The sequence below is a fragment of the Aquimarina penaris genome, assembly GCF_040786285.1.
GTDB lineage: Bacteria > Bacteroidota > Bacteroidia > Flavobacteriales > Flavobacteriaceae > Aquimarina.
Genome location: NZ_JBFMKQ010000001.1, coordinates 27,997 through 41,732 on the forward strand (window position 1 = coordinate 27,997; position 13,736 = coordinate 41,732).

The 13,736-nt window shown below is 34.1% G+C and carries 9 protein-coding genes; 2 read left to right on the forward strand and 7 right to left on the reverse strand.

Annotated features, from left to right (window positions below):
* The first annotated feature begins 36 nt into the window (after window positions 1-36).
* Together ABW637_RS00110 and asnS are read left to right on the forward strand one after the other, a co-directional pair.
* A complete protein-coding gene (locus ABW637_RS00110; RefSeq protein WP_367582583.1) occupies window positions 37-2,430 on the forward strand; it encodes an efflux RND transporter permease subunit in 2,394 nt (797 codons plus the stop codon).
* 578 nt (window positions 2,431-3,008) lie between these two features.
* The gene (gene asnS / locus ABW637_RS00115; RefSeq protein ID WP_367582584.1) at window positions 3,009-4,451 is read left to right on the forward strand and encodes an asparagine--tRNA ligase; all 1,443 of its coding nucleotides are present in this window, start codon (window positions 3,009-3,011) and stop codon (window positions 4,449-4,451) included.
* A gap of 84 nt (window positions 4,452-4,535) precedes the next feature.
* Here asnS and ABW637_RS00120 read toward each other — a convergent pair whose 3' ends face one another.
* From ABW637_RS00120 to ABW637_RS00150, 7 genes are all read right to left on the reverse strand, one after another.
* Window positions 4,536-5,117 (reverse strand): hypothetical protein, encoded by a 582-nt coding sequence (locus tag ABW637_RS00120; RefSeq protein ID WP_367582585.1) that lies wholly within the window; start codon window positions 5,115-5,117, stop codon window positions 4,536-4,538.
* Window positions 5,114-5,581, reverse strand: coding sequence for an ankyrin repeat domain-containing protein (locus tag ABW637_RS00125; RefSeq protein WP_367582586.1), 468 nt, complete (start codon window positions 5,579-5,581; stop codon window positions 5,114-5,116). Before ABW637_RS00125 ends, ABW637_RS00120 begins: the two co-directional genes overlap by 4 nt.
* 190 nt (window positions 5,582-5,771) lie before the next feature.
* Window positions 5,772-8,021, reverse strand: a complete 2,250-nt coding sequence (katG, locus tag ABW637_RS00130; RefSeq protein ID WP_367582587.1) for a catalase/peroxidase HPI — start codon at window positions 8,019-8,021, stop codon at window positions 5,772-5,774.
* A 268-nt stretch (window positions 8,022-8,289) separates the two neighbouring features.
* Window positions 8,290-9,054, reverse strand: a complete 765-nt coding sequence (locus tag ABW637_RS00135) for a LytR/AlgR family response regulator transcription factor (protein ID WP_367582588.1) — start codon at window positions 9,052-9,054, stop codon at window positions 8,290-8,292.
* A gap of 4 nt (window positions 9,055-9,058) precedes the next feature.
* The gene (locus ABW637_RS00140) at window positions 9,059-10,072 is read right to left on the reverse strand and encodes a sensor histidine kinase (RefSeq protein ID WP_367582589.1); all 1,014 of its coding nucleotides are present in this window, start codon (window positions 10,070-10,072) and stop codon (window positions 9,059-9,061) included.
* Window positions 10,069-11,286 (reverse strand): serine hydrolase domain-containing protein, encoded by a 1,218-nt coding sequence (locus ABW637_RS00145; RefSeq protein WP_367582590.1) that lies wholly within the window; start codon window positions 11,284-11,286, stop codon window positions 10,069-10,071. Before ABW637_RS00145 ends, ABW637_RS00140 begins: the two co-directional genes overlap by 4 nt.
* A 12-nt stretch (window positions 11,287-11,298) precedes the next feature.
* Window positions 11,299-13,665 (reverse strand): outer membrane beta-barrel protein, encoded by a 2,367-nt coding sequence (locus tag ABW637_RS00150; RefSeq protein ID WP_367582591.1) that lies wholly within the window; start codon window positions 13,663-13,665, stop codon window positions 11,299-11,301.
* Window positions 13,666-13,736: the final 71 nt, after the last annotated feature.

Below are 13,736 nucleotides of genomic sequence, written 5' to 3' on the forward strand. Positions count from 1 at the left end.
CTTCAAATTCTTACATTTGCATCAGGAAAATAAAGAATGGCAAAATTATTAAGTTTCGGGTTTTGGAATGCGCTCGCTGGAATTATATTACGCAATAGAGCTATTATATTTTTAGCAATCATAGGAATTACAGTTTTCTTAGGTTTTCAATGGAAAAATATGAGGTTTTCTTATTCTGAAGCCAACCTTCTTCCTGACGATCATGAAGTAAACCTAAAATATCAAGATTTTCTCGAAAAGTTTGGAGAAGAAGGAAATCTAATTGTTATGGCTGTTAAAGACAGCACTCTATTTACACCAAAAAAACTAAAAGCCTGGAACGACTTTAATGACTCTTTTAAGCAATATGAAGAGATTGAATTAGTCGTTTCTATTGGAGATCTTAAAAAACTTCAAAAAAAAGAGAATCCGGCCAGATTTGAGTTGGTGCCTTTTCTAAAAGACTCAAGTTTTACCAAAAAGCAAGTTGATAAATACGAATTTGAGCTATTTAATAAACTTCCTTTTTACGAAGGACTTGTATATAGTAAAAAATCAAAAACTATACAAAGCGCTCTTTATATAAAGAAAGATATTGTAAATACTCCTCTCAGAAAAAAATTCATTACAGAAGTTTTAAATCCTTCGGTGATAGCATTCGAAAAAGAATATAATATTGATATAAAAGTATCTGGTATGCCCTATATCAGAACATTAAATTCGCAAAATATAATGGATGAAATTCAGATTTTCATCCTGGCAGCATTAGTAACTACCTCTCTTATATTCTTTTTCTTTTTTAGGTCGGTTAGAGCAACTTTTATATCCATGACAGCAGTAATAATTGGTGTGATGTGGGCTTTTGGGATTTTAGGGCTTTTAGAATATGAAATCACAGTGCTTACTGCTATTATCCCACCATTAGTTATTGTCATAGGAATTCCTAATTGTATTTTTCTAATCAATAAGTATCAGCAAGAAATAAAAAAACATGGTAATAAGGCAAAATCATTACAACGTGTTATCACCAAAGTTGGAAATGCAACTTTAATGACCAACATTACTACAGCTGCTGGGTTTGCCACCTTTGCTCTTACAGAAAGTAAATTACTTAAAGAGTTTGGTATTGTAGCTTCATTAAACATTATAGCTTTATTTATACTATGTCTGCTGGTGATAACTATCATCTACAGTTATATGCCTCAACCCAAAGAAAGACATCTAAAACATTTAGGAAAAAGTTGGATTGAGGGATTGGTAGATTGGATGGAAAATATGGTAAAAAACAGACGGGTGACTATTTATTTCTCTTCAGTTTTTATTCTAATCGCGAGCATTATCGGTATTTATACCATAAAAGTTTCTGGAAGCTTGTTAGAAGACATGCCCAAATCTGCAGGGTTTTATCAGGATATAGAGTTTTTTGAAGAAGAGTTTGATGGTGTTATGCCCTTAGAAATATTTATAGATACTAAACGAAAACAAGGAGTATTAAAGTTACCTACGCTAAGACGTATGGAACAGCTTCAGGAGCTTCTTGAAGAAACTCCCGAATTATCAAAACCTATTTCGATAGTTAGCTTGGTAAAATATTCTAAACAGGCCTTTTACAACGGGAATCCTAAATATTATCAGATCCCAAGTAGTCAGGAACGGAATTTTATTTTACCCTATTTAAAAAGCTTTGAATCAGAATCTGGTGTAATGAAAAGTTATGTAGATTCTACAGGTCAATATGCCAGGATCACTACCTTTATGAAAGATGTAGGAACCGAAGAAATGGATCGTATTGAAGCCAATTTAGCACCTAAACTAGAAAAAATATTCCCAAAAGATCGTTATAATGTTTCCTTTACAGGCAAAGCCCTTATTTTTCAAAAAGGAACCAAATATCTCGTGTGGAACCTTATTTTTTCGTTAGGATTAGCCGTAATATTGATTGCTTTATTTATGGCCTGGATGTTTCGATCTTTTAAAATGATTGTTGTATCATTGATTCCCAACCTTTTACCACTACTAATGACTGCTGGTCTAATGGGGTATTTAGGAGTCCCTATAAAGCCCTCAACGATATTGGTGTTTAGTATTGCATTTGGTATTTCTGTTGATGACACTATACATTTTCTTGCAAAATACAGGCAAGAATTAAAATCTAATCATTGGAGAATCAGAAAGTCTGTTCTTGCATCACTCAGAGAGACCGGGGTAAGCATGTTTTATACATCGACCGTTTTATTTTTCGGATTCTCTGTGTTCATGATATCAAGTTTTGGAGGGACAAAAGCTCTTGGTGGATTAGTTTCTACCACATTATTGTTTGCCATGCTAGCCAATCTCTTACTACTCCCCTCTTTATTACTCTCATTAGAGCGAAGCATTGCAAATAAAAAAACATTAAAAGAGCCTACTCTAAAAATTATACCGAGCGACGATGAAATTGAAGAAGAATAAATCCAAAAAACTATCGTAAATAAAAAGCCCTGTTAGAAAACTAACAGGACTTGTGTTAGATAGATTACCCCAAAACCTATCGAACTAAACTTAACGTAAACACAATCGTCATAATTGCATAAACAAGATACGACCCCTTTTTATATTTTGAAATACCCAGTGGGGGGGGAAAATCCCCTTTTTCGTATTTTTTTTTAAACTTTAACATTATTTACACTAGTATATTTCAATAAAAAAAATGTATTATATTGATTTTCAGATTGATATATACTCAAATAAATTCTATCTTTCCAGTTTTATACCAATAAATTATCATAAAAAAACGACCATTTTCATCAAAAATTAAGGGTTTTACGGTTTTCCTCATAGAATTGGGTTTTCAAAAAGCGTCAGATTTTTAGTTTAACAGCAACTAAATGTTGCAGAAACCATCAAAAATATTTAAACCCTTTTTTGAATTCATAAGTTTATGCTCCAATCAGATTAAAAAATTATCTTTGCTACCTCAATTTTTGAATTCCTTTTAATTTGGATGATATGATTGAGGGAGTAGATGATATAAGAAAATAAAATATAAAATGAAGCATACTAAAATAGTAGAAGTATTAAAGAGTGATAAGCTATTACAACCTGTAATTGTTAAAGGATGGGTTCGTTCTTTTCGTAACGACAGATTTATTGCAGTGAATGATGGGTCAACTATTAATAATATACAGTGTGTTTTAGAAGATAATACTGTAGATGCAACCATTCAAGGTAGAATAACTGTTGGTGCAGCAGTAGCTATTACCGGTACTTTAATTGAAAGTCAAGGAAAGGGACAGCGTGTTGAGATTAAGGTAACAGATATCGACATTGAAGGCGATTCAGATTCTGAAGAACTGAAATTGACCATCCTCTCGCCTAAGCGTCATAGTTTAGAAAAATTAAGAGAGCAAGCGCATCTTAGAGTTCGTACTAATACATTTGGAGCTATTATGCGTGTACGATCTAAGCTTTCTTTCGCTATTCATGAGTATTTTCAAAAAAACGATTTCTATTACGTGCATACACCAGTAATTACTAAAAGTGATGCAGAAGGTGCAGGTGAGGCATTTAAAGTGACTAATCTTGACCTTAACAATATCCCAAAAGATGAGAACGGGCAAGTAGATTACAAAGAAGATTTTTTTGGAGGCGAAACCAACCTTACAGTTTCTGGCCAGCTCGAAGCCGAAACGTATGCGATGGGATTGGGTCAAGTATATACTTTTGGGCCCACTTTTAGAGCAGAAAACTCAAATACATCTCGACATCTTGCCGAATTCTGGATGGTAGAACCAGAGGTAGCGTTCTGCGATCTTGATGGTAATATGGATCTGGCTGAAGATTTTATAAAGTATGTAATACAATATGCCTTAGATAACTGTGCAGACGATTTAGAGTTTTTAGAAAATCGCCTGGTACAGGAAGACAAACAAAAACCACAGGCAGAGCGTGCAGAAATGTTACTTCGTCATAAACTTAAATTTATTCTAGAAAATAACTTTAAGAGAGTTAGTTATACTGAAGCTATTGATATTCTTAAAAACTCTAAACCCAATAAAAAGAAGAAATTCAAATTTCCAATTGATGGATGGGGAGCTGATCTGCAAAGTGAGCATGAACGATTTTTGGTAGAAAAGCACTTTAAATGCCCGGTAATCTTATTTGATTATCCTGCCGATATCAAATCATTCTACATGCGTTTAAACGAAGATGGTAAAACCGTTAGAGCAATGGACATTCTTTTCCCTGGAATTGGTGAAATTGTTGGAGGTTCTCAACGTGAAGAGCGCTTAGATGTATTAAAAGAAAAAATGGCAGCTCTTGATATCCCAGAAGAAGACTTGTGGTGGTATCTGGATACTCGTCGTTTTGGAACCTGTACACACAGTGGTTTCGGACTTGGGTTTGAGCGTTTAGTCCTTTTCGTTACCGGAATGGGTAATATTAGAGATGTGATCCCTTACCCCAGAACGCCTCTTAATGCAGAGTTTTAATATGAACGATCCTGCTCTGCAGCGGGGTCAATTCAACGTATTATTTTGAATGCGTCTCACAGACTTTTCAGAATCGGGTTTTACTTAATTATAGTGTTTTTTTAATAAAATCTCAGAAATCAGATCCTGAATAACCAATTTATCCGGGTCGGGTTTCTGAGGTTTGTTATTTGCTCTATTTACCTTTTCATAATGAGGAATCTTATTCGTTTTGGTAAGTACTTTGAGTACTTCTTCAAAAAAAAGACTAAGAATTGGGATTACATATTGGCTTGATTCATTTTGTCTCTTGAGATGAATAAATTTCTTAGTATAGGCAAGAAAGATTTGTGGGTATTGAGCAAAAGTCATTAATGCTTCGCGAAAACTCTGATATACCTCTTCTTTATTTAGGTTATTTCTAAATTTTAACTTTGATTGATCTATCTGTTTAAGAGTATATAATAATACACTTTCTCTAATAAAAGTGCTATAATCATTTTTAGAGTAGTAGTACACTTCCATTCCAATATTTGTATTCACTACTAACACCTCATCACTAATGTTCTTTTTTAAAAAAGATTCAAAAGTAGCAACCATCGATGGGGACATCAACAATCTTCTTTTGATATCCATAGATCTGATATTTACAGATTTTACATCTTCTATGTTATGATTATTATTCACTTAGTAAGGTTAAACAATTCTGAGAGCTTCAATCCTTGATGATTAGCATGCATTTCTGCTGTATACCCTTGATTATCTTTTGCATGCATATCTGCTCCACTTTCTAATAATAATTTAATAATTTCTATTTGACCAAAAGTCGCTGCATAAATAAGTGCAGTAGCATCATTACAATTTTTCTGATTTACATCAGCTCCGGATTCAATAAGCAATTTTGCTATAGTATGATATCCTTTAAAACAAACTCCCATCAAAGCAGTATTACCAGCACTATCTTGTTCATCAATATCTGGGCTATAGCCTAATATTAGCTTGGTAATCTTTTCAAGACCATAATATGAAGCCAAAAGTAAGGGAGTTGATCCCCGATGATCCTTAGCATGAATACTATTTGGATTAGATTCTATAAAACTCTTTACCGATTCGTAATTTTCTGATCGTATAGCATTAAAAATAGTATCCACTGAACAAGGTATATTTTATTAATTATGAGTACGCATGCATTCTAAACTTCTTCTTAAATTATTAAAAAAATCTTAAATACACTAGAATTATCAAAACTTTATAATTTTCATTATCAAATACTTACCTAAAAGGGTGGTCGGTAAACAAACCACCCCTAAAAGGTATTTGTACTATCTATGATCAGCATTATTATACCAGATCAAAGCGATCAAGATCCATAACTTTGCTCCATGCGGTAACAAAATGGTTCACAAAACTCTCTTGAGCATCTTTATAACCATACACTTCTGCGAGTGCCCGTAATTCTGAATTAGACCCAAATATGAGGTCTGCACGAGTACCGGTCCATTTAAGTTCGCCTGTTCTACGATCACGTCCTTCAAAAATATCATCAGCCTGTGAAGTTGCTTTCCAGGTAGTGCTTAAATCAAGTAGATTTATAAAAAAGTCATTAGTTAATGTTTCTTTACGTTTGGTAAACACTCCATGTTTGGATTGATCTGCATTAGTATCAAGAACACGCATACCTCCTATCAAAACGGTCATCTCTGGTGCAGTAAGAGTTAGTAGTTGTGCTCTATCCACTAGCATTTCTTCTGTGGAAATCTCGTATTTACCTTTAACATAATTTCGAAATCCATCGGCAGTAGGCTCAAGAATAGAGAAAGATTCTACGTCTGTTTGCTCTTGTGATGCATCGGATCGTCCCGGTGAAAACGGGACAGTTATTTCATGACCGGCATTTTTTGCTGCCCTTTCGATACCGGCGCATCCCCCTAGAACAATTAAGTCTGCAAGTGAAACTTTTTTATTACCTGCCTGAGTACTATTAAATTCTTGTTGGATACCATCTAATACTTCTAATACCTTTGAGAGTTGAGAAGGATTATTAACCTCCCAATCCTTTTGTGGCGCAAGGCGAATACGGGCTCCGTTTGCACCACCACGTTTATCTGAGTTTCGGAATGTAGATGCTGATGCCCAAGCAGTAGATACTAGTTGAGAAACAGATATCCCCGAAGAGAGTATCTTACTTTTTAGCATATCAATATCCTGATCATCAATTAACGTATGGGTAACAGTAGGGATAGGATCTTGCCAAATCAATTCTTCCTTAGGCACTTCGGGACCAAGATAGCGAACAACAGGTCCCATATCACGATGTGTTAACTTAAACCATGCACGAGCAAAAGCCTCAGCAAACTCATCTGGATTTTTATGGAAACGTCTAGCAATTTTTTCATAAATAGGATCCATCTTTAATCCCATATCTGCTGTGGTCATCATAAGATCTTGTATCTGGGATGTATCATGCGCCATAGGAGCACTTTTTGGATTCGATGCGGCGGTAGGTTTCCATTGATGGGCTCCCGCCGGACTCTTCGTTAACTCCCACTCATAACCGAACAGTACATCAAAATATTCATTGTCCCATCGTGTTGGATGTGGTGTCCATGCTCCTTCTATACCACTAGTGATTGTATGATCACCATGACCACTACCAAAAGTATTTCTCCAACCTAAACCTTGTTCTTCTATACTGGCGCCAGCAGGCTCTCTACCGACGTACTTGTCTGGATCTGCCGCACCATGTGCCTTACCAAAAGTATGGCCCCCAGCGACAAGTGCCACCGTTTCTTCATCATTCATGGCCATACGACCAAAAGTCTCACGAATATCTACAGCAGATGCTACAGGATCAGGGTTACCATTTGGTCCTTCGGGATTCACATAGATCAACCCCATTTGTACGGCGCCTAGTGGGTTCTCAAGTTCTCGATCACCTTCATAACGTTTATCACCTAACCATTCTGTTTCTGCCCCCCAGTAAATATCTTCTTCGGGCTCCCATACGTCCTCGCGGCCACCGCCGAAACCAAAAGTCTTAAAACCCATAGATTCTAGTGCACAATTACCCGCGAGAATCATGAGATCTGCCCAAGAAATTTTCTTACCATATTTTTGTTTTATGGGCCACAGTAGTAGGCGTGCCTTATCTAGGTTCCCATTATCTGGCCAACTGTTTAATGGAGCAAAGCGCTGAGTCCCCGATCCAGCACCGCCACGACCATCAGCAATTCGATAAGTCCCGGCACTATGCCATGCCATGCGGATAAAAAATGGCCCGTAGTGACCATAATCAGCCGGCCACCAATCTTGAGAATCTGTCATAAGCTCAAAAAGATCCTTCTTAATAACTTCGAGATCAAGGGTCTTGAATTCTTCAGCATAATTGAATGCTGAATCCATTGGATTCGACAACGAAGAATTCTGGCGAAGGATATTCAACTTTAACTGATTTGGCCACCAATCGCGATTAGAGGTCCCTCCTCCTGCGCCTTGTTTGTGGGTACCGTTTAAAAAGGGGCACATGCTCTCACCATTAGCATTATGATTTGAACCGTGAGGGTTCACGGTTTTAAGATTGTTATTTTCCATTGCTGATCGATTAAGATTAAATGATTATTTATTGTTACTTTTTATTTTTTTTAAAACAAGAAATATATTTAACCCCCCTTTATAACCAAGCTTCCGGATAACATTGGTCTATGTATTTTATGAGGATTAAATACACTTAAAGATACTCGATATTTAACACAAAATCAATAACTTAAATCGATTGTAATAATTTAGAAATAACTATAATCTATTTAACAAAAAATTATAATTAGTAAAACTTATACTTTGTCGAGAACTGTAAATAGAGTCATTGCTCTAACCATTTTCTGAATTCAGAAGTTGTAGATGAACTCGTCATCACTTTATCTTTATTTCCGGTCATCGTAATTAGAAGTCTGTTTTTAAAATGACTCTCGATATTATTTATGAAATCTATATGAATGATTTCACTTCTATTAATTCGAAAAAACTTTTTGGGTGGTAATTGTTCTTTCAAGACTCCTATGCTTTGAGATATTGGATGTTTTTTTCCATTAGAATCAATGGCCACACAGAAATCTCCTGACGCTTCAATTATGCTAATATCTGAAACATTTAATAGCTGTATACCTTTGGTGCGTTTGATAACAAAACGCTTTTTGTATTGTGTTTGCTCTTCTTGTAATGCAAATCTTAATACTTGTAATGTTGAAGAGTTTAGGGCGTTATAATCCCCTTGTTTAAATAATGATTGATATTTTTCTAAGGCTTTTACAAAATCTTTATTAGAGTATGGTTTTAGTATGTAGGCAATTCCGTTGGTATTAAAGGCTTGAAATAAATATTCATCATGGGCAGAACAAAAAATTATTGGGCAATCTACAGACACTTCATCAAATAAATTAAATGAAACACCATCTAATAATTGGATATCTGATAAGATAAAATCATATGTGTTGTTTTCTAACAATAGTTTCCCATCGGCAACCGATCGCGACCAATCATGACTTATATCTTCGCTAAAATATTGATTTAGATGAGTTATGAGTTTTTGATATGCAGGAATTTCGTCTTCTAAAATTAAAACATTCATAACGTTAAGCTTCATTGATTAATTTAATAATTGGGATGGAAACTCTAAATTCTGATTCGGTATTGATAATCTGCACCTCTTGATCTGATAATAGTTTATAACGCGCTTTTAAATTCTCTAAGCCCGTTCCGAATGATTCTCGAATAGATTGAATTTTAGATTTTGTATTAATTATTGTTAACCAATCTTCATTAATTATAATGGTTGCTTTAATGTTGTTTTGTTGTTTCGTTTTATTATGCTTCACCACATTTTCGAGCAACGCCTGTATTGCTCCTGTAGGTATAAATTTATCAGCACAGGATACATTTTTTTGAATCTGAAAATTATAATCTTTATCAAAACGAGTTTGTATTAAAAAGATATAGTTTTCTGCAAGAGCAATTTCTTCAGAAAGCTCCATAACCTCTGCATCTTTGGTCTGAATTAAGTAGCGATAGATCAATGATAATCGATTAATATACTCTTTAGCTTTAACGGTATCCTGATCTATTAAGGCATCAAGCGTGTTGAGATTATTAAATAAAAAATGCGGATCGATTTGCGAGCGTAATAGTTTTAATTCATTTTCTTTTTGTTGTTTCTGTACTTTAAAAAACTGTACTTGACCCTCATAAAATTTTTTAGCTAATAAAATACCTAGCGTAAAACCTACTTCTTCTGTAATTTCAAAAACACTCATAGCAATTAGATTATACCACTTAGGAAAGTTACTCCAATCATGCCCTCCTGTTAAAAAACCGGCCACATAGGTAATTAACCCTCCTATGCCTAACGAAATTAATCCCCAAAATGTAAGTTGAAAATACTTTTTCTCTTTGACAAGAAAATGAGGAATAATCCAATAAATGAAAAGTAAACTTACTATAAAAGAAGTGATAATAGCCGCAGGAATATCTATAAGGTACTCTATAAGTTTACTATCTTGTCTATAATAGTTAATACAATTTAATATTGTAGTAACTATATACACTATAAAAATTACCGTATAATCAGATTTATTGAGTTTGGTATTCATCGTCTAAACAACCTTGTTTTTGATTTTTTAATTCTGCCGATGGCCCATCGTATACAAAAGGTTATTACAAGAATAAGAAATATTATGATCAGACCAATAGTGGTATACAGCTTTGTATTCCCAGGATCTGCGATAATATGAAAAAACAGATCTTGTCCTAATTGTTCTCCATATTCAGAATTAGTAAATAATATAAATCCCCAATCTTTTTTGGTATCTAAAGTAAACCAGCTGGTAAAACCCTGGTTATTGCCACTATGAAGATAAATATCTGTGAATGGGAAATGAATCGTTAAGAACCCTAAAGTGTACGAAACGTCTACTCCATCATAAGGTACTTTTGAGTGTGGTTTGAATAATTCTGAATAACTTTCTTGAGTCAATATTTCTTCATTCATTACGGCAATCATCCATTTAGAAAAATCAATAGGTTCAGAATGTATAGAAGAAGGTGCGTAAAACTTACCCTCTTCTTTTTGAACCCAGTATTCATTTTTCCAATCAACCCAGTTGTTATCTTCGTCATAGGGTTCTGCCTTATGTTCCCTAGTATACTCATTTTGGATATAAACTGTGTGTTCTAATCCTATAGGTTTTGCAATTCTTTTTTGAAACTCTGCCTCTAATCCAGCATCATCCGTTTTTAAAATATGTTTTAATACCTGAGTCAAATATTGATATCCTTCTCCTGAATAAAAATAATCTGTACCTGGTTCGAATTTAATTTTTAGTGTATTGTCCTCATCATCTTCTCTCCAGTTTTGAAAACCTGATCGATGACTTAATACCATTCTGGCGGTAATTTTCTTATAGCGCTCATCATAGGCAATATCTGGGTATTCTAGATATTGATACAATGGCTTATCCAAATCAAGTAATCCATCTTCAACAAATGTCATTACAAAAAAGCCAAAAACAGGTTTCGACAAAGAAGCTCCTTCAAAAATGGTTTGGTGGGTTATAGGTAGTTTTTCTGCCACATTAGCATATCCCTTTGTTTTATGATATACTACTTTCCCATCATTAATAATGGCAAGCGATATCCCTGGAATATTGTATTCCTTCATTTTTGAGCTCATAAAAGCATCTATAGAATCTTTGGGGATATCAAAACCTAAATAACTATCGATTATTTGATCGTTTCTAGAAGTACAACTTGTGATTAAGACACCAAGCACTATAATTAAGCCTATTTTGGTTATAATGTTCTTCATAAGGTGATTTTTTTAATTATCATTATTGATCCTATCTTGTTCTTCTTTTGATACGTTAGTTCTCTTTTTGTTTTTATTAAATTTAGAACCAAAACTATAATTTAATTGTAAATATAAGTTTTGTCTTGGCCAATCGTTCTCTATGCTTGCATTTACATTATCGTAATTAATAGTACCCAAGAATTTTCTATTCAACACCTCTTCAAACTCTACACTAACTTTTAAGCGATCATTTAAAAATTTCTTACTCAACGCAATATCAAGTCCCGCAATCCATTTGTATTCTATTTGTCCTTCGAGTCCTCCTGTCGTATAATATCCAGAAATTTCTGAATTTATTCCCCAGGGCAATTTGTATTCTGCACTGGTGTACCAGGTTAAACTCCATTGAGAAAGGTCTAGAGCCGGAGTCAACCTTTCTGATTGATATTCATTATAATTTACAATCACTCCGGTAAAACCATCTAAGCCTTCAATAAAATCTAATGGCCCAAATAAGCTTGCACTTAAATTATTATTTTCGGCAAGATTAATAACAGACCTAGAGGTTTCTGCTGATGTATCATTTTGGGTGATGATTTCAAACAAAGCATCAGTCGTTTTCCTATAACTTACACTAAAAAAGGGTTGATCTTCATAGGTTAGATTAAATCGAAAACTATTAGTAAATGCAGGTTTCAAATTTGGATTTCCTTCTTCGAAAGTGAAAGGATCATAATAGTATACAAATGAATTTAAGGAACTATAAGATGGTCGTTGTATACGATAGCTATAAGCTATATTTGCACTTACTTCATTGGTGATTTCTCTACCAAGACTTAGACTTGGGAATACTTTTGAAATAGTTCTGGATCTTGTTTCATTTTGAGTTACAGAAGTCCCTTGGGTATCACTTTCTTCCCAGCGTAGACCTCCAGAAAATGACCATTTATCTAATTTTGCATTAAATTTTGAATAGAGCGCTAAAATACGCTCATCTATCAAAAACCGATTGGTCTGATTATCATTATTTACAAAAACACCGTCTTCATTTTGAGTAAAAGATTGCAGATCACTATCTGAGTCTATTTTTGAATATTTTGCTCCTGCGCCCCAACTAAAATTATCACTAGCGGTTCGCTTATAGTCTCCCTTATAGGTAAAGATTTCATAAGCTGCATCTTGAAAATACCGTTGATTATTATAGTCTACCGGACTATCTTCTACTTTGAATAAATTATTTTCGTTCTCATACTTGTAATCAATATAATTAAAATCTAAAGTCACTTTGTTTTTTTGATCATCAAACTCATAATATGGATTCACTGTGAAGGTAATTCGATCTCTATCAAAACTATTATCGGTTAATAAATTTGAGGTAGATGTTTCATTAATGATAGTTGTACTATTTGATGTAATTCGATCTGATTGAGATTGAATTCTATTGGCGCTAATTCCTAAAGTATTTTTATCATTAATGTAATAATCAAGTCCCCCACTTACTCTAAAAGTTTCTGGATCAAATGGAGAAATTGAAGTCTGCTCATAGGTTTCATCTAAAACTTTACGGGATATTATTAAATCTTCTCGCCATGACGATCTATTATAGCCTGCACTAGCCTGCCAGTTTAATTTATTTTTATAACTAGCAATCGATGCACTTGTTCCATATAGAAAGTCTTCTACATATCCTACTGTACTTTTTAAGTTACCATGGGTACCTAATCTTACATTTTTCTTTAAAATAATATTAATGATCGGGCCAGAACCTTCGGCATCATATTCGGCTCCGGGTTGTTGTATAAGTTCTACTCTGGCAATATTATCTGCAGGCATTTCACGTAATAGTGCAGATACGTCCATATAATCTGTTGTTTTACCATTAATAAGTATCCTAATATTACCTTGTCCGCCATAATTCAGATTGCCATTAGTTACGATCACCCCAGGAATTTTTTTCATAACATCCTGCAAATTGGTATTCACCATTTCGGATTTTTCGATATCAACAATTAACTTTTCGGCAGTTTGCTTTATAATAGGTCTTTTATAGGTAACGATAACCTCATCTAATTGTTCTGATTTTAAAGAGAAGTTTATGTTTAACTCCTTTGTTTCATCTGTACAACTAAACGGTTCTGATTTTTTTGTTTCATAACCCAACATAGAAACCTCAATACGATAGGCCCCGTTTTTAATATTCTTTAAAACATATGTACCATCTTCTTCTGTTGCAACTGCAAAGACAGCGGTTTCTGTTTTATCCTGATACAAAATAACATTAGCAAAAGACAGCGGTGAATTATCTTGATTAGTTATACGACCAGTAATAGTATGCTGAGCATTAATGACATTTATTCCTATACATAATAGAAAGAAAATTACTTTTCTGAATTCCATGTTTCCCTTTTTTGTTTCATTTACTGAAACAAATGTAGAGGTGCCTTCTTTCTATATGAAGTTGATTCTGA

Coding starts and splice junctions, on each gene's coding strand:
- ABW637_RS00150 (WP_367582591.1), bottom strand. CDS start 13,665: ATGGAATTCAGAAAAGTAATTTTCTTTCTATTATGTATAGGAATAAAT.
- asnS (WP_367582584.1), top strand. CDS start 3,009: ATGAAGCATACTAAAATAGTAGAAGTATTAAAGAGTGATAAGCTATTA.
- ABW637_RS00110 (WP_367582583.1), top strand. CDS start 37: ATGGCAAAATTATTAAGTTTCGGGTTTTGGAATGCGCTCGCTGGAATT.
- katG (WP_367582587.1), bottom strand. CDS start 8,021: ATGGAAAATAACAATCTTAAAACCGTGAACCCTCACGGTTCAAATCAT.
- ABW637_RS00140 (WP_367582589.1), bottom strand. CDS start 10,072: ATGAATACCAAACTCAATAAATCTGATTATACGGTAATTTTTATAGTG.
- ABW637_RS00145 (WP_367582590.1), bottom strand. CDS start 11,286: ATGAAGAACATTATAACCAAAATAGGCTTAATTATAGTGCTTGGTGTC.
- ABW637_RS00135 (WP_367582588.1), bottom strand. CDS start 9,054: ATGAATGTTTTAATTTTAGAAGACGAAATTCCTGCATATCAAAAACTC.